Origin of the sequence: Gemmatimonas phototrophica, assembly GCF_000695095.2 — a bacterium.
GTDB lineage: Bacteria > Gemmatimonadota > Gemmatimonadetes > Gemmatimonadales > Gemmatimonadaceae > Gemmatimonas > Gemmatimonas phototrophica.
The window spans coordinates 3,318,601-3,340,380 of sequence record NZ_CP011454.1 but is presented as its reverse complement, the minus strand read 5'-3'; the positions used below and the strand labels follow the sequence as shown (position 1 = coordinate 3,340,380).

At 63.5% G+C, this 21,780-nt stretch carries 17 protein-coding genes; 4 read left to right on the top strand and 13 right to left on the bottom strand.

The window, feature by feature from the left end; translation table 11 throughout:
- The first annotated feature begins 196 nt into the window (after positions 1 to 196).
- The 3 genes from glgB to GEMMAAP_RS14155 all read left to right on the top strand — a co-directional run bounded on the left by glgB (position 197) and on the right by GEMMAAP_RS14155 (position 4,722).
- Positions 197 to 2,923 (top strand): 1,4-alpha-glucan branching protein GlgB, encoded by a 2,727-nt coding sequence (gene glgB, locus GEMMAAP_RS14165; RefSeq protein ID WP_145979153.1) that lies wholly within the window; start codon positions 197 to 199, stop codon positions 2,921 to 2,923.
- Positions 2,920 to 3,642: an SURF1 family protein gene (locus tag GEMMAAP_RS14160; RefSeq protein ID WP_026848669.1), complete on the top strand. Its 723-nt coding sequence runs from the start codon at positions 2,920 to 2,922 to the stop codon at positions 3,640 to 3,642. Before glgB ends, GEMMAAP_RS14160 begins: the two co-directional genes overlap by 4 nt.
- 300 nt (positions 3,643 to 3,942) lie before the next feature.
- A complete protein-coding gene (locus tag GEMMAAP_RS14155) occupies positions 3,943 to 4,722 on the top strand; it encodes a hypothetical protein (protein WP_145979152.1) in 780 nt (259 codons plus the stop codon).
- Here GEMMAAP_RS14155 and GEMMAAP_RS14150 read toward each other — a convergent pair.
- The 13 genes from GEMMAAP_RS14150 to GEMMAAP_RS14090 all read right to left on the bottom strand — a co-directional run bounded on the left by GEMMAAP_RS14150 (position 4,713) and on the right by GEMMAAP_RS14090 (position 20,800).
- On the bottom strand, positions 4,713 to 5,882 hold the full coding sequence (locus tag GEMMAAP_RS14150; RefSeq protein ID WP_082821340.1) for a glycosyltransferase: 1,170 nt from the start codon (positions 5,880 to 5,882) through the stop codon (positions 4,713 to 4,715). The genes GEMMAAP_RS14155 and GEMMAAP_RS14150 overlap by 10 nt on opposite strands.
- A complete protein-coding gene (locus tag GEMMAAP_RS14145; RefSeq protein WP_026848672.1) occupies positions 5,854 to 7,746 on the bottom strand; it encodes a GNAT family N-acetyltransferase in 1,893 nt (630 codons plus the stop codon). The genes GEMMAAP_RS14150 and GEMMAAP_RS14145 overlap by 29 nt, the downstream gene beginning before the upstream one ends.
- Positions 7,743 to 8,873 carry a glycosyltransferase gene (locus GEMMAAP_RS14140; protein ID WP_043579470.1) on the bottom strand — a complete coding sequence of 377 codons (1,131 nt, stop codon included), beginning with the start codon at positions 8,871 to 8,873 and terminating at the stop codon, positions 7,743 to 7,745. The genes GEMMAAP_RS14145 and GEMMAAP_RS14140 overlap by 4 nt, the downstream gene beginning before the upstream one ends.
- Positions 8,870 to 9,586 (bottom strand): sugar transferase, encoded by a 717-nt coding sequence (locus GEMMAAP_RS14135; RefSeq protein ID WP_082821578.1) that lies wholly within the window; start codon positions 9,584 to 9,586, stop codon positions 8,870 to 8,872. The genes GEMMAAP_RS14140 and GEMMAAP_RS14135 overlap by 4 nt, the downstream gene beginning before the upstream one ends.
- A gap of 11 nt (positions 9,587 to 9,597) precedes the next feature.
- On the bottom strand, positions 9,598 to 10,818 hold the full coding sequence (locus GEMMAAP_RS14130) for a DegT/DnrJ/EryC1/StrS family aminotransferase (RefSeq protein ID WP_026848674.1): 1,221 nt from the start codon (positions 10,816 to 10,818) through the stop codon (positions 9,598 to 9,600).
- Positions 10,811 to 12,256, bottom strand: coding sequence for a hypothetical protein (locus tag GEMMAAP_RS14125; RefSeq protein ID WP_145979151.1), 1,446 nt, complete (start codon positions 12,254 to 12,256; stop codon positions 10,811 to 10,813). Before GEMMAAP_RS14125 ends, GEMMAAP_RS14130 begins: the two co-directional genes overlap by 8 nt.
- 31 nt (positions 12,257 to 12,287) lie before the next feature.
- On the bottom strand, positions 12,288 to 13,310 hold the full coding sequence (locus tag GEMMAAP_RS14120; protein WP_026848676.1) for a GumC domain-containing protein: 1,023 nt from the start codon (positions 13,308 to 13,310) through the stop codon (positions 12,288 to 12,290).
- Positions 13,311 to 13,313: 3 nt separating this feature from the next.
- On the bottom strand, positions 13,314 to 14,714 hold the full coding sequence (gene murJ, locus GEMMAAP_RS14115) for a murein biosynthesis integral membrane protein MurJ (protein WP_026848677.1): 1,401 nt from the start codon (positions 14,712 to 14,714) through the stop codon (positions 13,314 to 13,316).
- On the bottom strand, positions 14,714 to 16,654 hold the full coding sequence (asnB, locus tag GEMMAAP_RS14110; RefSeq protein WP_026848678.1) for an asparagine synthase (glutamine-hydrolyzing): 1,941 nt from the start codon (positions 16,652 to 16,654) through the stop codon (positions 14,714 to 14,716). Before asnB ends, murJ begins: the two co-directional genes overlap by 1 nt.
- A 333-nt stretch (positions 16,655 to 16,987) precedes the next feature.
- Positions 16,988 to 18,004 carry an NAD-dependent epimerase gene (locus GEMMAAP_RS14105; RefSeq protein ID WP_026848679.1) on the bottom strand — a complete coding sequence of 339 codons (1,017 nt, stop codon included), beginning with the start codon at positions 18,002 to 18,004 and terminating at the stop codon, positions 16,988 to 16,990.
- Between the two features lie 106 nt (positions 18,005 to 18,110).
- Entirely contained in the window at positions 18,111 to 19,040 is a 930-nt protein-coding gene (locus GEMMAAP_RS14100) for a DMT family transporter (RefSeq protein WP_274519059.1), read from the bottom strand.
- Positions 19,037 to 20,449 (bottom strand): magnesium transporter, encoded by a 1,413-nt coding sequence (gene mgtE, locus GEMMAAP_RS14095; RefSeq protein ID WP_026848681.1) that lies wholly within the window; start codon positions 20,447 to 20,449, stop codon positions 19,037 to 19,039. The genes GEMMAAP_RS14100 and mgtE overlap by 4 nt, the downstream gene beginning before the upstream one ends.
- A 111-nt stretch (positions 20,450 to 20,560) precedes the next feature.
- Positions 20,561 to 20,800, bottom strand: coding sequence for a heavy-metal-associated domain-containing protein (locus GEMMAAP_RS14090; protein ID WP_145979150.1), 240 nt, complete (start codon positions 20,798 to 20,800; stop codon positions 20,561 to 20,563).
- On the opposite strand from GEMMAAP_RS14090, the gene GEMMAAP_RS14085 reads away from it, so the two are divergent.
- Positions 20,750 to 21,778: an NAD(P)-dependent oxidoreductase gene (locus GEMMAAP_RS14085; RefSeq protein ID WP_425482914.1), complete on the top strand. Its 1,029-nt coding sequence runs from the start codon at positions 20,750 to 20,752 to the stop codon at positions 21,776 to 21,778. The genes GEMMAAP_RS14090 and GEMMAAP_RS14085 overlap by 51 nt on opposite strands.
- The last annotated feature ends 2 nt before the right edge of the window (positions 21,779 to 21,780 follow it).

Here is a 21,780-nt window from a genome sequence, read left to right as displayed (position 1 = left end):
CGAAACCGGTGAGTTGAACGATGGAAGCAACCAGACCGTCGCACGGCCTGTAGTGCTTCGAAACGGCAACGGCCCGTGAAGGTGTCATCGCTGGTTCCGGACGATGCGGGGCGGGACGGGATGCCTGTCCCGCGCGTCGGGCGGTTTCCCGAAGTTGCTGCCTCCACCGGCGACGTTCGTCCCCTACATTTCGAGGATGAACCCGTCCCCACTGCCATCTGCGTTCTCCGAAGCCGCGCTCCGTCTGGTGCGGGGCGAGTCCATGCATCCCCACGATCTCCTCGGGGCCCACTCGGCTGAAGTCGATGGGGTGCTGGGGGTGGCCATCCGCGCCTTCCTGCCGCGTGCCTCAGCGGTACGGGTCCTGCTTGGCGAGCACGACGTTCCCATGCAGCGTGATCCGCATGGCTTGTTCGTGGCGTTTCTGTCGGATCGATCGCTGCCGTTGCCGTACCGGCTGGCAGTCACGGATACCGACGGGACGGAGCAGGTGCAAGACGATCCCTACCGGTTCCTGCCTACGCTGGGCGACATGGATCTGCACCTGTTCAACGAGGGGCGCCATCTGCGTCTGTGGGAAAAGCTGGGCGGCCACCCGTGCACGATGGATGGGGTGGAAGGGACGGCCTTTGCCGTCTGGGCGCCCAATGCCGCCCGCGTGAGTGTGGTGGGTGGCTTCAATGCGTGGGACGGACGGGCACACGCCATGCGAGCTCTTGGCGCCAGCGGCGTGTTCGAGCTGTTCATTCCCGGCGTCGGCGCGGAGGCGCTGTACAAGTATGAGATCCTCACGCGCACCGGTACGGTGCGGGTAAAGACGGATCCCTATGCCTTCAAGCTGGAGCAGTCACCGGGCTTCGCTTCCATTGTGCAGGGACGCAGCACGTACAGCTGGAACGACGGCAGCTGGCTGGCGCAACGCGCGGAAAGTGACCCGCTGCGTGAGCCCATGCTCATTTACGAAGTGCATCTGGGGTCATGGCTGCGCGGTGATGACAACCGGGTGCTGAGTTATGTGGAGATTGCGCCCAAGCTGGCCGAACATGTGCGTCGGTTGGGGTTCACGCACGTCGAGCTGCTCCCCATCCAGGAACATCCCTTCGGAGGTTCCTGGGGCTATCAGGTGGGGGGATATTTTGCGCCAACGTCGCGCTTCGGGACGCCTGATGACTTCCGGTTTCTGGTGGATACACTGCACCAGGCCGGCCTCGGCGTTCTGCTCGATTGGGTGCCTGCGCATTTCCCCAAGGATGACTGGGCCCTGCGGCGCTTTGACGGTACGGCGTGTTATGAGCACGAAGATCCGCGGCTGGGTGATCACCCCGAATGGGGCACGCACATTTTCAACTACGCTCGACACGAGGTGCGCAATTTCCTCGTGGCCAACGCCCTGTACTGGATTGAAGAGTTCCACCTCGATGGTCTCCGCGTTGATGCGGTCGCGTCCATGTTGTATCTCGACTACGGACGGGAGGCGGGGCAATGGCTGCGCAATCGTCATGGCGGACGGGAGAATCTCGAAGCCATGGCGTTCCTCAAGCAGCTCAATCACGCGGTGCAGTCATTGCACCCTGGTGTCATCACGGTGGCGGAGGAGAGCACCTCGTGGCCCAAGGTCACGGCGCCCATCAGTGATGGCGGGCTGGGATTCACCTTCAAGTGGAACATGGGGTGGATGCATGACACCCTCGACTACTACAAGATTGACCCGTTCTTCCGCAAAGGCGCCCATGACAAGCTGACCTTTGCCATGTGGTACGAGTACAGCGAGAAGTTCATGAATCCCATCTCGCACGACGAGGTGGTGCATCTCAAGAAGTCGATGCTGGAAAAGATGCCGGGCGATACCTGGCAGAAGCTGGCCAACCTGCGCACGCTCATTGGCTACTCCATCACGCGCCCCGGGAAATCGCTCTTTTTCATGGGCACCGAACTGGGCACGCATCATGAGTGGAACCATGACGTGAGCCTGGAGTGGCATTTGCTGTCCGATCCGCGTCGGCGCGGCCTCATGGAGTATGTGGCGGCTGTGGGGGCGCTCTATCGCGAACAGCCCTGCTTGTGGCGTGGTGACCATGACCCAAGCGGCTACCGCTGGATTGATGTGGCCGACCGTGAGCAGTCGGTATTTTCATACGCCCGGTTTGATGGCCGGGATCATGCCGTCGTGGTGCTCAACCTCACGCCGGTGCCACGTCCGCATTACCGATTGGGTGCCCCGGAGTCGACACGGTATCGCGTAGTGTTGAATTCGGATGTGGCGGAGTTTGGCGGCAGTGGTTTCCCGGTGGAGGCACACACGGACGCTGAAGCAGTGCCGTACCACGGGTTCGAGCAGTCGTTCACGGTGTCGTTGCCCCCGTTGAGCATGCTGGTGCTGATTCCGGAATCCCTCCCCGAACTGCCCGTACGCGAGACCGCGGCGCTCTCGGTCCCGGTGATCCCGGACCAGACACGGAAGCGGGGTGGAAAAGGCAAGACGCCCAAGACCGCCAAGGCTCCCAAGCCGGCGAAGCCCGAAAAGGCCCCAAAGCCAGCCAAGCCCGAGAAGGCCCCCAAGCCGAAGAAGGAAAAGCCGGTGAAGGACAAGGTGCCCAAGGTGACTCCCGCCAAGGAAAAGGTGACGAAGGCGCGCGCGCCGAAGGCCATTTCCGTTGAAGACAAGCCGGCGAAGGTCCCGATGGCATCTCCTGCGAAGCCCATGGCCTCGGCGCCCCCAAAAGTGTCTGCCAAGGCGGCTCCAGCCACGCGACCAGCCGTAAAGCGCCGGGCGAGCCAAACGCAGGGGGAAGCCTCCGGCCAGGCAGGTGCTGCCGCGCCGCTGGATCGTGCTGACGCCCCGTCCGCACCGGCGCCCGCGCGCCCGCGCGCCACGCGCCGAAAGTCTGCTGACGCGCCGCGACCGGAAACCAACGAGGCATGAGTACGCGTGGGCGCACTATAGTGTTTGGTCTGCTCACCGCCGCCACGGCGGCGGTGTGCGTGCGATTGGGACTCTGGCAGCTGGATCGGTTGTCGCAGCGGCGTGCGCAAAATGTCATTGTCACGTCGCGCGGCGCACAGCCACCGCTGTCGTTGGCCGCGTTGCAGGGGCAGGACACGAGTGCCACGCACTGGCGCCGTGTCACGGTACGTGGTGTCGCGGACTATTCGAAAGAACTCGTCCACGCAACGCGCTCGCAGAACGGGTCACCCGGTGTGTACATGCTCACGCCGGTGCGCCCACTGGACGGCAGTTGGGGCGATACCACCATCATCGTGCTGCGCGGGTACGTCTACGCCGCGGACGGCCGCACGGTGGACTTCGACAAAGCGCAGGAAGCGGACACGTTGGAGCTTGACGCGTTGCTCACATCATTCCCGCCACCCAAGCCAGGCCAGGCCGTCATGCGCTCCTCACCGCGCGCAATGCGGCTGCTCGATCGCGATACCATGGCCACGCTCATTGGCCGACCGGTCGCACCTTTTGTCCTGCTGGCGCTGGGTGACACCATCATGCAGGACATCACACGCCCGGTTCGTGTTCCGCCGCCGCCGGTGACCGATGGGCCTCACCTTTCTTATGCGCTCCAGTGGTTCGGATTTGCTGCCGTCTTTGTCGTGGGGTTTGTGCTATTCACCCGCAGTCGGAGCCGCTCTTGACATTGGCGGATGGCGAGCTCTGCTGTAAATGATCAACACATGCTGTTGCGAGTGTGCAACAGTTCTCATTCCGGATAGTAATGTCCCTAAATGCCTGTGAAACGCGCTGTCTACCCACGAGCGGAACAGTTTTGCCCGTGGTGAAACAGGCGAGCTCGTCCATATGTGGCCCGTGGGTTGCTCCGTCGGAGGTGTCGGCACGAACGCCGGCGTTCACTCTCGGAGGACATGATGCGGGCAGTGGTGCACGGACGGAGCAACTGGACGGTACGGGCAATCGCTCTCATAGGACTTTGGGGCATGCCGGCATCCGTACGAGCACAGGATCCTTTCTGCGAGGTGCAGGTGAACCGGGTAACCATTGCCACGCAGACCGTCATGTCAGGGCTGGCTACGGCACTGGAATATGAAGGGACGACGCGGTCCGCCGGCTGGCGCATGGCCCATGAGCCGAACCGGGCCGTCATCCTTGCCGATCCCAGTTCGCACCTTCATGCCTTGGGCACCTATCATATCGCCCGCGCGGCTGTGACGCCGACGTGTGGCGACCAGGGGGCGCGTCGGCGCGCCGCTTGGCGGAGCGCTTCGGTGGCGATGACCGTTGGTCTCGCCAAGGAAGTTGCCGATGGATATTACAACGGGTTCAGCCCTACCGACCTTGCCGTAGATGCGCTCGGCGCGGGTTATGCGGTCGCACAGGCCTATGTACCGGTGCTCGAGAAGGTGACGCCCTCCTTCTCCGTGGCGCCCCGTGCAGTGTTTCGTCGTCGTGGTCCACGTGGGGCGCTGATGGACTACAGCCAGCAGACGGCATGGCTCTCCACCAACGTGCACGACCTGTTGCCGCGTTCGGCGGCCAAGGTGTGGCCCTCGCCGGTCCGGCTGTCCGTGGGACGTCGCGCTTTTGGGGGCGGCACGCCCAGCGAATATGTGCTCGGGCTCGATCTGGATGCCGAACGGTTACCGGGCAATCACCCGGCGTGGATGCGGGTCAAGAAGGCGCTCCACAATCTGCGCCTTCCCGGACCCGCCCTCGTCTACACCGGCAACAAGACGTCGCTCATCGGACTTTACTGGTAGGTCACATCCAGCTGCAGCATATCTCGGAGCACGCTCCGAACGGCTGCGGGTCGGAAGGGCGAAACAGCAGCGTCGTCGACGGTGCCGCGGGGCTTGAGACAGGCGGCCGCAATCGCCCTCCCCAGCGCACCGGGGTCGCCTACCGGCACCAGCACACCATACCGTCCATCAGCGAGAATCTCTTCTGGACCACTCGGGCATCGCGTGCTGATGGCAGGGCACCCGACCGCCAGTGCCTGAATAAGCACGTTCGGCAACCCCTCAAAACGGGACGACAGCACGAACAGATGGGCGCGCGCCATCCATGCAAATGGATTGTCCGCGAAGCCGGGAAATCGCACGTGATCCGTGAGCCCAAGAGAATGGCATTCGGCTTCGAGGCTGGGACGCTCTGGGCCCTCGCCGAGGATCATCAGGCGCGGTTGAGCCGCTGGTGTTTCCGCAAGCGATGCGCGGGCCAACTGGAGCGCACGAAGCAGCGTGCCGAAATCCTTCTGTGGATCGAGTCGGCCGACACCAAGAATCAGTGGCGGTGCGCCGGGGGCGAGCCACGGATCGTCCAGGGGTTGGGCGGCACGCTCGAGCAGGTGCGGCGCGGCCGTCGCATTGTACAACACTCGCACGGTGGCGGGATTCAGTGAGAGCAGCTCCACAAGATCATCGGCAACGCCCTTCGATACCGTAGCTATCCCATCCGCCTGTCGATACACCTGGGCGAGTACGGCCGCTTGCAGACGGCGTCGTGCTGGCGACCATCGACCCCACGCTGAGGAAAGGGTATTCCTCTCACTCACAATCAAACGCCCCTTCCACCCCGCCAAGCGCCTCGCCATTACGGCAACGACATTGGCGTGAGTCAGCGCTGACAACAGTGCCTGCGGATTGGTGCGATTGAGGTATTGCGAGAGGGGCAGCAACGCCGAGGCCGTGCGCCGACACTGCAGATCAACCAGGCGCACGCCCTCCGGGACTTCGTTGCGATAGGCGCCCTTCGCTGAGGCAACCACCAGATCCACGATCAGGCCGTCGCCATGCAGTGTTCTGGCCGCGTCAATAATGGCGCGTTCGGCGCCGCCACCGGTGAGCGACGGGAGAAACAAGGCCACCGGCCGGCCTGCGGGTGGTACGACCTCAGGCTGCCGATCGTGCCGCATCATCATGCCGTACTCCAGGCTGTGGTCCCGGGGGGCACAAATCGTTCACCCCAATCTGATAGGCACACATCGAACGAGTGGGCCCTCGCTGTAGGGTGCCCGTTCTTTTGAAGCCCAGTCGTTCGTAGAAAGACTGAACACGCGAATTGTCCGCCGAATCGGTCGTCAGATGCACCACGGTCGATCCCTTGGCAGCTGCGACTTTGCCAAACGCGATCACCAGGAGTTGACCAATCCCACGTCCTGCAGCACGAGGATGGACGGCTATCGAGGTCAGCTCTGCCCCGGTGTGAGCCAGACCGTCGTTCGCCCGCGCCGCCGGGACGGCGGCCGCCAACACGACATCGCGTGTACGACCGGCAATACGCCCAATCAGTTGGAGCAACAGGGCTGGCCGACGAAGACATTCGCCAAGCAGCGCGAGGCCAATGCGCGGCGCCCGCTTCACTAGTGTCCTCATCAAGGCGGCGGGTTGGCTGGTGCCGCAGGCGAAGCCCACCGGCACGCCGCCAACTGTCGCGAGCCGCAGGATACCTCCCGGGGCATCCAGTGCGCATCGATAGTACTGCGCCAGCACGCCATCGCCGAGGCGTGTCAGGAAGAAGCCGGGGAACGCCGAACGATGCAGCGCCACCAACGTCGGGATATCGCGTTCGTCCACAGCGCCTACGTGTACGTCCCCCTTCGGCTCTGCCAGTCGGCCAGTGCGTTCCAGCAGCAAACGGTTGTACACCTCGCCATACCGATCCTGCATCGAGGACACGCTGTATTCCTCGCGGGCACGACGCCGCGCGAACTGTCGCCGGCGCGCAGACTCACGCGGATCGTGAATAGCACGACGCAAAGCACTGGCCAGCGCTGGCACGTTCCCCGGTTCGTATAACCATGCCGCCTCTCCGCTTGCCGTCGCCTCCTGAGCGGTTGGAATCGCACTCGCCACCAGTGTGCATCCAGCCATCATGGACTCCAGCAATGCGAGCGAGAGCCCTTCACGATGTGAGGGATGAACCACCACGTCGGCCGCCGCCAGCAGGTCATCGACGTCATCGCGATGTCCAATGAGCACGTCGTTGGCATCAAAGCCGGCCTCCGCCACTACCGTGCGAAGCACATCCAACGTCGAACCTGTTCCCGCGATCCGAAGCGCCGCTGCGCGCGCCGGTGCCAAGGTGCGCATCAACGACATGGCGTGCACCAGATCTTCCAGCCCCTTTCCGGCCGCAATACGGCTGACGCACAGCACCAGGCTTTCGTGCGATGCCACGCGCAGTTCCTCTCGAATGGACTCAACGCTCCGTGCCGGCGTACGATCCTGCCTCACTCCGTTTGGTATGGCGAGCAGCTTGCCCTCGTGTGAAATGCCGAGGGACAGGGCCCAGCTTCGATGCCACTGGCTGACGGTTACCACGCGGTGGGCACACAAAGCCATGAGCTTCTCAACCGCCGCCGTCGCCAGGATTGCCCAGCGGGGTGAACGATCATGCACGGCCATGCCGTGCATGGTATGCACGACGACCGGGACCCTGGTCACGAATGCCGCAATCCGACCGAGCACGCCGGCTTTCGAAGTATGGGTGTGTACGACATCGAACGAATGTCTGCGCAGTACTTGCACGAGCCGAATGAGGCCGCGGACATCGTACCAGGGATGCAACCGTCGTTCAATGGCGTTCACATCGATCACGTTGCCCCCGAGCGCACGCGTGCGAGCCGACAGGAGTGGCTCCGTGGTCAGTACGGATACCGCGTGACCGTGCGACACCGCCGATTGCACAAGATCCAGGATTACCATGGAGCCGCCGCCAAAGGCGGACCCGCCCACGATGTGCAGGATGCGAACCGGCTGATCGCTTGGCGCCGCGCGCGTCATGCGGCTCTCCTCCGAACGTCAGCGTAGAGCTGCTCCCAACGATCGACCACGCCTTCGATGTCATAGCCCTGCTCGACGTGTCGGCGTGCCGCGGTTCCCATGTGCATCCGCTCCTCTCGACTCAGCGACATCAATTGTGTCATTCCCTGTGCGAGTGCTGGTGCCGAGTTCGGTGCAACGACAATACCGGTCGTCCCATGACGCACGATCTCAGCACATCCGCCAACATCAGGAACCACACACGGCACATGCGAGGCCGCCGCCTCCAGCAGGACCAAGGGGAGTCCTTCCATGCTCGACGACAGGACAAACCCATCCGCCGCAGCAAGGAGCGCCGGAATATCCGTGCGCAGTCCCAGCAGGCGTATGCGATCTTCCAGTCCGAGCGCGGCAACACGGGCGCGCACCTCGCCCTCCAAGGGGCCCTGACCGGCGTGCAGCAACACGAGCCGACGGTCCGGTGCACATTGCGCAATGGCGTCAACGAGCAGGGTGTGCTGTTTCACCGGCTCCAGGCGACCCGTGCACAACCACACAAACGCATCATCGATTCCGAGAGCGCTCCGGACGTGCTGACGCAGCGCGGGATCCAGGCTGAATCGATGCACGTCAACACCGTTCGGGACATATCGAATGCGATGGGCAGGTACAGCGCCCACCTTCACATACCGCTCGACCCCACGTACGCACATGCTGGTCGTGACCGTTGCCAAGGCATCGGTGGCCCGGTACGCGATCTCACGCGCACGCCCTCCCTCATCGACATTGTGTGCCGTGCACACCAGGTTCGGGGTGCTGGCAAAAAGCCGTGTCATGCGCGCAAGCAGGTTCGCGTGTACCATATGACTGTGTACGACGTCCGGGCGAACCTGTCGTACCACGGAAGCCAACCGCAGGAGCGCTCGCGGGTCCGCGACTCCACGTCGCATGCCGAGACGGTGCACCACAATGCCCGCGGCTTCCAATTCCGGCAAAAATGCTGTCGGCTCCAGCATCGTGGCGACGTGCACACGCCATCCACGCGCCTGCAGGCGCGTAGCCAGCGCAACCAATTGCACCTCGGCACCGCCCATGGCCAGGCCCGTTGTGACATTCAGCAAGACGCCCCGATCGTGTGGCGTTGTCATGCGACCAGTCCTGCCTGCCACCCGTGCCGGCGTGGGGGCACTTCATAGCGTACCCGTTCAATGAGCGACATCCCAATCATATTGGCCGCCAACGACCGCGCGCCCAAAATACGTACGGCCGTGCCAGCCATGAGCACACCATCGAGCCACAGTGAGCGGTGCCGGCGATACAGGCGGGCCATGGCCAGCTTGCGGGGCAGCAAGCGCTGCTGATAGAAGTCGGGTTCTCCGCGGTGGCGGCCCAGCAACTGCTCCTCATCAGCAAGGGCCAAGGACGCCAAGTCGGTGAGGCCGGGACGCAGATTGCTGATGGAATGGAACAGTACGGGCCATGTCGCCACGAACTGTGGGACTTCCGGCCGCGGACCCACAATGCTCATCTCGCCCACCAGGACGTTCCAGAGTTGCGGGAGCTCATCCAGTTTGGTGCGTCGCAGGAGCGAACCGATTGGTGTAATGCGCGAGTCGCCGGCGACGGTGACCAACGAGCCGCTCCCCGTCCGCATCGAACGGAACTTCAACAGGGTAAAGGGCTGTCCGAATCGCCCAATGCGCGTTTGCCGAAAGAAGACGGGATGTCCATCTGTCAGCACGACAAGAAGCGCGATCACGCCCAGGAGTGGCAGCAGGGTGAGCAGCGCGCCGGCCGCGATCAGAACGTCCACGCTGCGCTGCCATTGGTCATGGCGCTTTCGACGCGAGGGCACGGCCATGGCACGCATGATCAGCGGCTCTCCGCCATGACCGGAATGACTTCCCCTATGGCCTCGATGACGCGCTCGACGTCCGCGTCGCTCATTCCTGAGTACAAAGGCAGGGAGAGATACTGTGCGTAGGCCGCCTCGGCGATGGGGAAATCGGCGGGTGAATAGCCATACTTGTTGGCGTAAAAGGGCTGACGGTGCAGGGGAATGAAGTGAACGCTCGTGCCGATACCTCGGGCCTTCAGAGCCTCAATCAGTTCGTCGCGGGATACTCCAGCTGACGCGTTGAGACGGATCGGATAGAGATGCCAGGCCGTCTGCACCCCCGGGCGAACGACCGGAACGCGAATGGTGTCCCCATTGGCGAAGGCCGCGTCATAGCGCGCCGCCAGAGCGGCGCGCCGCGCCGTCATGTCATCAAGCCGGGAGAGTTGCACCCGACCCAGCGCGGCAGCGATGTCGGTCATGTTGTACTTGAATCCAGGCTCGAGCACCTCGTAGTACCACGTGCCATCCTGGCGATATCGCTTCCAGGCATCCCGGCTGATTCCGTGCAGGCTCATGATGCGCGCACGCGCGGCAATGGCATCGTCATCGGTGGTCAGCATACCACCGTCGCCAACGGCCAGTGTCTTGGTGGCATAGAAACTGAACGCAGTGGGATTGCCAAACGTCCCGACGGATTGACCATGCAATGACGCCGGTAATGCGTGCGCTGCGTCGTCGACGACCGGAATGGCGTATTCCCTGCCGAGGTCGAGGAAGGCCGGCATGTCCACCAGATGACCCGCATAGTGCACGGGTACAATGGCGGCCAGCCGTCCACCTGTAACGCGGTGCCGGTAGCTGCCATCCGGAGACTGCTGGTATTCCCGCTCGATCATGGCGCGGGTCGCGAATGGCGACATGTTGAGCGTATCGTCTTCCACGTCCACAAAGCGTGTGCGTGCTCCCAGATATTCGACCACCTCTGCCGTTGCCGTAAACGTGATGGTCGTGGTCAGCACCTCATCACCCGCCCGAACGCCGACCGCCTCGAGGGCGAGGTGAAGGGCCGCCGTACATGAACTGACGGCAATGGCATGGCGTACGCCAAGCCGCTCTGCGAACTCCTGCTCGAAGGCGCGCGTTTCGGGACCCGTCGTAATCCAACCGGACCGGAGGACCCGCACTACGGCATCAATCTCCGTCTCGGTGAGGTCAGGGAGTGCGAATGGCAGGAACGGTTGCGAGTCAGGCATGGAGACCTCCACGGGGAGACAGTGATGTGCCAGCGGTGAGCAAGGCGAGGACAAGAGCGGCACCCCGTACCACGAGCACGAGGAACAGCGACAGGCAGGCAACCCCCAACGGCAGCGATAGCTCGCTCCGATGAAATACTTGCGTGATGGGGATCAGCTGCAGGTAGAACAGGGCGCTATACGGACCGGCCACCCGCAACTGCTCAGTCAGGAGCAGGACCACGCCTACCACCACATAGACGAGCACGACACCCGCGTCACGGAAGTTCATGTACGCTTCCATGATCGATGAGAATCCGGTGCTCGCGATTGCTCCGCGCGCGGCCTCGGTAGGAAAGAACGTGTCGCGGAATTCGTACGTGATGGTGCGGGGCTTTTGTCCCGGGTACAACACCTGGGGAATCAGGGTGCTGAGGCCGGCGACATACGTGTCGCCCAAACGCGGCGACTCGTTGGCGCGCATGGCATACTCCGAGAAGTTGCCAAAGGTGGCGCCAAACTCGCTTCCTGCAGGGTTGATGGCCTCGATCACTCGCGGCGCGTCGGTCACCGTATTGAGGAAGGGCGCCCAGTCTCCGGTGGCCACGCCGAAGGCGAGCGTTGCCCGACCAGCGAAGAGCACCCCGCTTGCGGTGACCAAGGCGACGGCGGCCAGGACCAGGCGAGGCGGAATGGTTCGAAAGGGTTTGTAGATGCTCCGTCCAACGATCCATACCAAGGCCCAACCGAACAGCGGCCCTCGGCGGCCGAGTGCAAGGGCCACACCCAACACGGGTAGCGCAAACAGCAAAATCAGACCGGCACGACGTAGGCGATCGATGCGGTCCTGACGGGAACTGTTTTCGGCGAACCACATGGCCGCCAGGCCGAAGCCAAAGGAGGCCAGTTCAATGGAGGGCAGACTCATGGACAGATCAGAGGCACGGCTTTGATAGACCGCTTTGCCCAGTGCCAGTGCCGGAAGTCCACCCACGCGAAGGAAGGTGACGATTTCAAAGGCCGATGCGAGACCCAGGCAAAGAAGAGCCGTACTGAAGGGAATCCCCAGCGCATCGGGCGCGTTCGCGGGCGAGGCACAGCCGGCAGTGGCGTCCGTGTGTTGAGGCGCACGGACGGCGGAACGGAGGGAAAACGCAGAGAATCCCAGCGCGAGGCCAAGGGTGGCTAACGATTGCTGCTGCAGATAGTCAGTGGTGCGGTACGGAAATGCAAAGATGTCGGCAAGAGGCGCACCGGCGATCACATTCAGCGGACCTGAAAGCCCGTAAAGTGCGAAGAACCCAACAAACAGGACCGCCAGCGCGCTCCAGTGGCCGGTGACGCTGCGCGCCGCCCACAGCAGCAGGAGCGCCGCCGCCGCTGCAAAGCCAAAGGCTCCGGCAAGGTGTCCCATCGCAGCAAGCATGGCCGCCGCGGCGCTGATAGCGCACGTCAGCATCAGCAGTCCGACAGAGGATGCGCCGAGCGATTCACGCGGCACGGTGTACCTCGCGATCTTCCAACGGAGTCGGACGCGAATCAGACGTTGTATTTGGTGAGGGCCGGAGCGACAACTGGACGCGAGCCAGGTCACGGAACAGCAGGAAGGCCCCAACGGCACCCGCTGCCAACACCGCGGTCAACAGACCGAAGAGTACGGTCTTTCGGCCCTCTGGAATGCGTGCGCCAAAGGGAGGTTGCACCAGCGTGAACATCGGAGTGTCGCGCGCTTCATCTAAGCGCGATTGCTCCTCGAACTGTCTCAGTGCCTGAACCACCTGCTGAGCCTGAGAGATCTCCCGTTCCAGTCGCCTCTGCTCAGACTCCAAGCGAGGGGCATTGGTGAACGTGCGATTGGCGAGTCTGAAGTTCCGCAAAGCCACATCGGCCGCTGCCAGCACGGTGTCCGCTGCCAATCGACGTGACGTTGCAAAACTGCGCTCAGCGGCATAGCGCAGTTGGCGCCGTTCCACATTCATCGTCTGGGCCAACTCCAGCGCGTGTTGAGCAAGGCGTAGCGACAGCGCCGCATCTTTCGTGTACACGGCGAGCATGATCACATTCGTCTTCGGATCCGCGGAAATGTCCAAGGCATCACGTAGCGCTACGAGGAGGGACTCCAACCGTCTTCCCTCGTCGTCTTCGGTAATGTGAAACGAGGTCGCCAGGGCGGATTCGCCCCCCGCCTTGGCAATCAGCCGCTGAAGGAAGGCGCGCGAACGCAGTGTTTCTACGTACACGGCGGGCGATTGCATGGGGTCGGCGGTAGGCATATTGAAGCCCAGCTGCGCGGCTACTCCCGCGAGACCGTTTGCATTCCCGCTGATCACGGGAATGAAGGAGGCCTCCGCCCGCCACTCCGGAGCACGGAGCAAGCGCCAGGACGCGCCCAGCGTGGCCCCCAAAGCGGCTGCCATCAGCAAGCGCGTGGCGTAGGGCCGGAGTGCTGATACGAAGGACCAGAACGCCAGCACGTCGGGGTTCGCCTTGTCGGAAGCTGCAGATCGATTCACGAGTCAGGATGTTGGAGGAGCAACGACAGGAGCGAGAGAGGGGAACTGGGGATCTCCGTCGCGCAGTCGCTCACGCAGTAGCCGCTCACAGAGCACAAAGAGGAGCAAGGCGGACACGGTCTGTACGGTCGCCGTGGACAGCGCGATGCCGGGCGCCCCCATCCTTCGCATGAAGTACAGGTTGCCGATCACATTCACGAACAGGCTGACCAAGGCGACCGAGCCGATCCGGCTGGTCATGCGCATGGCGGCGAGGGAGCGCGCGTAGATAACGGCCAGAAACTGCCCGGGTATCTGCAGCATGTAGTACGACTGAACCAGGGCCACCTGCGCCGTGTCATTCGCACTGAATGCGCCACGTTCAAAGGCGATGCGCACGATAGGCTCGGACACGAACGCGAGCAGAATGGACGACGGGACGGTAACCGCCAGAACGACCAGCGATGCCCGACGCTGAAACGTTCGGAGCGCCAACCACTCGCCTTGTTCCACCAGCCGCGAGACATGCGGAAGCAGTGGCGTTCCAATGGCGACAATCGCTATGCCGAGCCCAACCGCGACCAACTTGCCGGCGTATGACAGCGTTGAGACGGCCCCCGAGGGAAGCGCACTCGCCATGATCTGATCTATCAGACCACAGCTGCTCGTAAAGATCGCGCCGGCGATCGCCGGGATATACTGACGATTGACAGCCTGTAGTGAAGCGTTCCGCTCCCAGAGCGAAAGGCCACGATGTCGGAGCGTAAGGCCAAGCAACAAGGCTTGCGTGACGCAGCCCGCGACAAGGCCTACCGCGATTGCCGTAACGCCGAGTGAGTCGCTGAAGGCGAGCACCGACAGCAGCATCATGGTCGGCAATGACGCCGTTGCCAGTGCGCCAACCGCGAACGCACCATCGGCCGCGAGAATGCCGGTCCACGCCGCACTCGCCCCCTGCAGGAACGTGAAGGGGATGAGAATGGCCGCCATCAGCGGGATGCGCTGACGCGCAATGTCTGAGAGTCCCGATCCCGGGAGTTCGGCGAGCAGTACCGTCAGGGCAGCGAGCGCAAACGCCAGCACGAGCATCACCCGGTACGTCTGGCGGAAGGCCGTACCGGCAAGTTGACGAGCTTCCGTCAATCCGCCCCGTGTTCGGGCCGCCACAAAGGCCGGGGTCAGCGCCATGGGAAGGACGCCAACCACGACGTTGATGGCGAACGTTGGAATGGCGAGAGCCATCAACAGCGCATCCAGTTCGGGAGCTGTTCCAAATCGTGCCGCCACCAGCATCTCTTTGACGAGGCCAATGGCTTTCCCGCCGAGTGTGAGTATGCCGATCACGGCGGCCGCGCTCCACAACGGCCCAAGCCGACGGTGCACGTGCTGCGACACGGCGTGTGCCGGTGACAGGAGTTCGCGCATTATCGTGCCCGCCGGTGGCTGGACATTCGCCACGACTGGAACATCAGCACATGCCACAGTGATGTGGACCAGTCGCACTGACCGGAGAGATGCTGCTGCCAGCGCCGACGTATCGGTGCGGGGTTCAGCAGGTGGTCTCGCTGCAATTCCTCGGGCGCCAGCATGGCGTCGGCCCACGGGCGCAGAGGGCCACGCAGCCACGCAGCAATCGGGACGCCGAAGCCCTGTTTCGGGCGGTCAACCACGCTCGACGGAACATAGCGTTCAAGCACCGAGCGAAGTACATGCTTCCCACGCTTCTGGCGCTGCCACTGATTCCGGTTGAAGCTCCACGCGAGTTCCGCAACCCGGTGATCAAGGATCGGCGATCGCGATTCGAGGCTGCTGGCCATCGTCGCGCGATCCACCTTTACCAGGACATCGTCGGGCAAATAGGATGTCTGATCATCCAGCATCATCCGACCGAGGAGACTCCCGGGGAGGGTGCTGCCTTTCGGTGTCCGGGTGCCAACGCTGCGCGTCAGCTGGGGAATGACCTCCGCGGGATCCATCCACGCGCAAAGCACACCGCGGTAGAATTGCTCCGGTGTTTCGGAGGCAAGCAGCGATGCAAACTTGTGGACGCGGTCACCGGACACTTGTCGCGGGAATGCCTCGCCGAGACTGAACATGGAATCCCACGAACTGCGGGACACGGAGGACAAGGCCTGACTGGCGAGATGGCGGGCTGGCCGTGGGACGTAGCCAAGGCGCTTCCAGGCCTTCTCCACGAAGCGGTATCGGCGATAGCCGCCAAAAAGTTCGTCGCCACCATCTCCGGACAGCGCGACCGTGACATGACGGCGCGCGAGCGCCGCGACGGCCGCCGTGGGAATCTGCGACTGGTCGGCGAACGGCTCATCGTACATGTCGGCGAGACGCGGAATGATGTCCAGCGCGTTCTGAGCCGTAAGAATCAACGTGGTGTGATCCGTTCCCAGATGTGTCGCAACCGCCTCGGCATGCCGCGCTTCGTCAAACGCCGGATCTTCAAAGCCAACCGTGAACGTACGTGCAGACCGGGACCCGAGGTCCTGCATCAGGGCCACGATGAGCGAGGAATCAACCCCGCCACTGAGGAATGCACCCAACGGGACATCCGCCAGCATTTGCTCGCTGACGGCACGACGAAGCGCCTGGTCCAGCATCTCAGACGCATCACGGTCAGTCCCGGCAAAAGGCGTGGTGATCCCGTTTGCCGCCGCGCTCTCGGCCGACCAGTAGGTTGTGATCGAGGGGGCGAGGACAGGAGCCGTCGTCCAGGTCTGGATCGTTCCCGGCAACACTTTGCTTGCATTGGCAAAGATGGAACGGGAAGTGGACACGTACCCATGGCAAAGCACTGACGCCACCGACTGAAAATCGATGGTGCTGTCAAAATCCGGATGCTGCTCGATGGGCACGAGCGTTGAGGCAAAGACAATCCCGTCCGGAACGCGGGCGACGTAGAGAGGCTTCTCCCCAAACCGGTCACGTGCCAACTGCAGCGTACACTGCTGGCGGTCCCACAGGGCAATGGCGAACATGCCGACGCATTTCGTCAAGGCCTGTTCCAACCCGACGCGGGAAATCAACGCGAGCAGAACTTCCGTGTCGGATCCTCCGCGGAACTGCACACCGTCCGCTTCCAACTCCGCACGCAACACCCGGAAATTGTAGATCTCTCCATTGAACACCAGCTGATAACGGTCATCGGCCGATGCCATCGGCTGGTGACCCATCTCGCTCAGATCCACAATGGCCAGACGGCGATGACCCAGGGCAATACCGGTGCGCCCGTCGAACCAGGCACCCTGTGCATCTGGCCCACGGTGCTGCAGCGAAGACGTCATCCGCTCAAGGATGGGACGTGCCGTCCCCTCTTTGAATGGGCTGGTCCAGAAACCGGCAATACCGCACATGTTGGCTAGGTCGCCCGGTACTTCGAGTGCACATTCGCCGGTAGAATCTGCCGTCTATGGGCAGTTCTTTCCGTTCATCGTGTCCGACGTCGGCCACGCTTCGGGTGATGCTGGAGTTCGCGGCAATACGGTAAGTCACTTGCTGATCAACCACTTACGCGCCCCGGCCGATGCCGGCAAGCAGGCCGGTCGCAGGGTCGCGCATTCGCTGACGCTACGTGAAAAAGCATGGACTATGCCAAAGAAAAGCGCCCGGCTGTCATGGCCGAGCGCTGTGTGCAATTGCTGTGGCGGGGGGCCCTGCCAGCGGGAGTCCCCCTCAGAGAGGTCAGCTCACTGGCGTGCGGAGAAGTAGTCCACATACCACGCAACGAACCGCTGCACGCCCGTTTCGATTGGCGTCTTGGGTGCAAAGCCCACGTCCTGCACCAGCGCTTCCACATCGGCATAGGTGGCCGGCACATCGCCCATCTGCAAGGGCAGCAGGCGCTTCTCCGCCGTCCGGCCCAAGGCCTGCTCGAGAGTGCTGATGAGGTGCATCAACTCCACCGGATTGTTGTTGCCGATATTGTAGATGCGGTACGGGGCCTTGCTGGTGGCCGGGTCGGGGGAGTCGGAATCCCAGTCCGCATTGACGGGGGCCACGTGATCGTTGGTACGAATCACCCCTTCCACAATATCGTCGATGTAGGTGAAGTCCCGCTGCATCTTGCCGTGGTTGAACACGTCAATGGGCTTCCCTTCGAGAATGGCTTTCGTAAACAGAAAGAGCGCCATATCCGGGCGTCCCCACGGGCCGTACACCGTGAAGAAACGCAGGCCGGTGGTGGGCAATCCGTACAGGTGGCTGTACGTGTGTGCCATGAGCTCGTTGGCCTTCTTGGTGGCCGCGTACAGTGACAACGGGTGATCCACATTCTGGTGCACCGAGAATGGCATCGCGGTGTTGGCGCCGTACACACTCGACGAGCTGGCGTACGTGAGATGCTTCACGCCATGATGGCGGCATCCTTCGAGGATGTGCAGAAATCCCACAAGATTGCTGTCGATGTAGGTGTGGGGGTTCGTCAGTGAATATCGCACGCCGGCCTGGGCGGCCAGATTGATCACCTTGTCAAAGCGCTCCGTGGCAAAGAGCTGCTCCATCCCGGCGCGATCACCCAGGTCCAGGCGCACAAAGCGGAAGCCTGGCTGGCTGGTCAGGCGCGCCAGGCGCGCCTCCTTGAGCGTGGGATCGTAGTAGTCGTTGAGATTGTCCAACCCCACCACTTCGTCACCGCGCGCCAGCAGACGCTCGCTCGTGTGATACCCAATGAAGCCGGCGGCGCCGGTAACCAGAATCTTTGCCATCGCGTGCGATCTCGGTGAAAGAGCCGGCCAGCGGCCGACGACGGTGGAGCATTCCCTCTGCAGTTTTGCTGCGTTCCGTGTACACGCAACAACAACGCCGCCACAACTATGTGACAACGTTTGACGATTGAGCCGGCGGGGAGGCCACCGGACGCTGCAGTAACAATACGGCGCCCATGATGGCCGCGCCGCCCAAAATGGTGCCGGAGCCGATCCCCTGATTGAGCAGGAGCACTCCCAGCAGGGTTGTCCAGAAGGGTTCTACGGTGCTGGTGATGGCGGTGCGCACATTCCCCAGCACCTTGAGCCCGGCCAGGAAGCCCAGAAAGGATCCCGCCGACAGGATGCCCTGCAACAGGCTGGCCCCAAAGGCGACCCGATCGGGAATGGTGAAGAGGGTGCCCGTGCTCAGCGACCAAACGGCAAAGAGTGCGGTGCCGCCCACCGCGATGGCTCGCGAAACGTCGAGGGGGTGACGTCCTCGCTGCAGCGAACTCAATAGTGGGATGTACAGGGCATAGACGAGCGCCGCGGTAAGAATGACGGCCAGTCCAACTGGGGCAAGACTCGCCGCATCAGGCGCCCCCACCATGGCCGCGATCCCCCCCAGCGACAGCGTCAGCGCCACCAGACGCGTCCGATCGAGGGGCTCCAGCCCGCGAACCGCCGTAATGATGGTGACCCAGGCGGGATACGTGTAAAAGAGAAAGCTGGCCGTGGCCGCCGGGAGCCAGCGCAGGGCCAGCAGCGCCAGCGTGGCCACCAGCGCCTGACCGCTGCCGGCCAGCAGCAGCGTTCGCGGGCGATACCACGGGCCCAGCGACGCGGCCGCACGTGGCGGTCGTTGCCAGAGGCCAATACCCACGAGGACGAGCGCGCTCGTGAAGTAGCGCCACGTCTGAATGCTCTCGAGTGCCATGCCACGATCGGTGGCAATGACCGTGAGCGGTGAAATGGACCCGAAGCAGCAGGCACTCAACACCACCGCGAGCGTTCCGCGCCAGAGCGCGGCCCGCGTGGCGTGCGGAGTACTCAGAGCAGCGTCCCGCGCAGCATCATGTAGGCCACACTGAAGTAGATGCTGATCGCCGATACATCCACCAGCGTGGCCACGAACGGTGCCGACGCACTGGCGGGGTCAAAACCAAGGCGACGCAAGAGGAACGGCAACATCGAGCCGGTGAGCGATCCAATGGTCACAATGCTCACCAGCGTGATGCCCACCGTCAGTGCCAGCCGGAAATGATGGGGCCCGTAGTCGTACAAGCCCAACAGGGCCCAGGCCGAAATGCGCGCCGCGGCCAGCGTACCCAGCATGAGCCCGAGAATGAGACCTGCCGGCAGTTCGCGCTGCACCACCTGCCACCAGTCGGACAACCGCACTTCACCCAGTGCCATGGCGCGGATGATGAGCGACGTGGCCTGCGATCCGGAGTTGCCGCCCGAGCTCATGATGAGCGGAATGAATTGTGCGAGCAGAATGACACGCCCCAGTTCATCCTCGTAGCGCGCCATCACGGAGGCGGTCAACATCTCACTCACCGCCAGCACGGCCAGCCAGCCACCACGTTTGCGCACGTTCTGCCAGAGCGAGATCTGCATGTAGGGCTCTTCGAGCGCCTCCATTCCACCAAACTTCTGCGCGTCTTCGGTGCCTTCTTCCTGGATCACGTCAATGACGTCGTCCACCGTGACCACGCCCAGCAGCCGCTTGTCCACGTCCACCACGGGCAACGCCACGAGGTCGTAGTTGGACGTGATCTGCGAGACTTCTTCCTGCAGCATGTCTGGCGACACGCTCACCACTTCGCTCCACGCCAACTCACTGATTCGCGTGCCTTCCGGCGCCGCCAACAGCTCACGCAGCGATAGTACGCCGCGCAGCCGGCCGGTGTCGTCCACCGTGTAGATGGTGTACATCGCCTCGCGACGGCCGCCGCGCGCCATCGCGCGCACGCCGCGCAGCGACTCCTCAACCGTGAGCGTTTCCAGCACCGACACGAACTCGGTGGTCATCAGACCACCGGCGGTGTACGGATCGTACTGCAGCAGCCGTTCCGTCTCGGCCTTTTCTTCAGGCTCGAGCTCCTGAAGAATCTCGTCGGCGGTTTCTTCGTCGAGCTCTTCGAGCGCGTCGGCGCGCTCGTCGGGGTCCATTTCCGCCACGATTTCGGCGGCTTCCCCGGCCGGCAGCTCCTCCAGCACCTGCGTGCGGAGTTCCTCATCGAGGTACTCCAATACCTCGGCTGCGCGCTCACGTGGCAGCGCCGCCAAAAAGGCCCGCACCAACTCCTCCGGCAACGCCTCGGCCACGTCGGCGAGGTCGGCCGGATGCATTTCTTCCGTTTGCGGGCCGATGCTTTCCGGATGCTCCTCGAGCAGCTCGAGCAGGTCCGGCACGATCAGCGCGGCAAGCGGCCGGATTTTGTCGGAGCGAGGCGTCATCGGCAGAGAGGGCGGCGGTCTTGGGCGCAAGTTAGTGCGGCACCCCGAAGGCGCAAAGCGACGCCCCGGAGGGATCGCGAATCCCGGGCGCTCCGCCCCTCGCCCGGAGGGCTACAGCACGGGCAACGACCCCTTCTCCACCGTCAGCCCTGTCACGGTCACTCCGGCCGCGGCCAGCGCCTCCTCGAGCTGCTGGCGGTCCACCGGCCCGTCGGCCTCGAGAATGGCCCCTTTCATGGAGACCTCAGCCGTCAGCACCCCCGGCACGGCGCCGAGGGCGGTCCAGACGGCGCGAACGGCGTGGACCGAAAGCAGCCCTTCGATCTGCACGTGGATGCGGAGACGTGGCATCTTTCCAATCTCGACGGCGCCCCGTTCGTCCTCAACCGGCACCGTGAGAAGACGTTTACCCCCATGAGCATGCCACGCGTCGCTTTTCTCGGTCTAGGCGCCATCGGAACTCCGATGGCCAAGCATCTCGCCCGCCCGGCGTTCGATCTGGCGGTGTGGAACCGTACCCCGTCCAAGGCCGAGGCATTTGCGGCGGCAACGGGCGCGCGCCAGGCCGCCACTCCGGCGGAGGCCGCACGCGATCGTGACGTGGTCGTGACCTGTCTGCCGGTGTCACGCGACGTGGAGGCCCTGCTCGATGGCCCGGACGGGTTGCTGGCCACCATGCCGGCGGGGTCGGTCCTGGTGGATTGCACGTCCGGTGACGCCGCCACATCACGCCGCATGGCCGCACGCCTGGCCGAGCGCGGGATCGGGTTTTTGGACGCACCGGTGTCCGGTGGTGTCGTGGGAGCGGAGCAGGGGGCACTGACCGTTATGATTGGCGGTGACGAAGCCACGCTCGAACGTGTCCGTCCGGTCCTCGAGAGCTTTGGCAAGAAGATCGTACACTGCGGTGGCGTGGGCGCCGGAGACGCTCTCAAGGCGGTGAACAATGCCTTGCTGGCCATGCATATCTGGGGGACGGCCGAAGGATTGGTTGCGCTCGAGAAGGCCGGGGTGAAAGCCGAGGTGGCCCTCGATGTCATCAACACCTCGAGCGGTCGCTCCAACGCAAGCATGAACCTGTTCCCCGACCGGGTGGTGACGCGCGCCTTTCCGCGCACGTTCCGGTTGGCGCTGCTCGACAAGGATGTGGGTATTGCCGCCGAGCTCGCGCGGGAGCAGAAGATCGTCGCCCCGCTGCTGCAACTCACGTCGGAACTGTTCCGCCTGGCGCACTCCGAACTCGGAGAAGAGGCCGATCACGTGGAAGCGGTGCAGGTGGTGGAACGACTGGGCGGAGCGATGGTTGGCGGCCGTCCCACGGAGGGCTGACC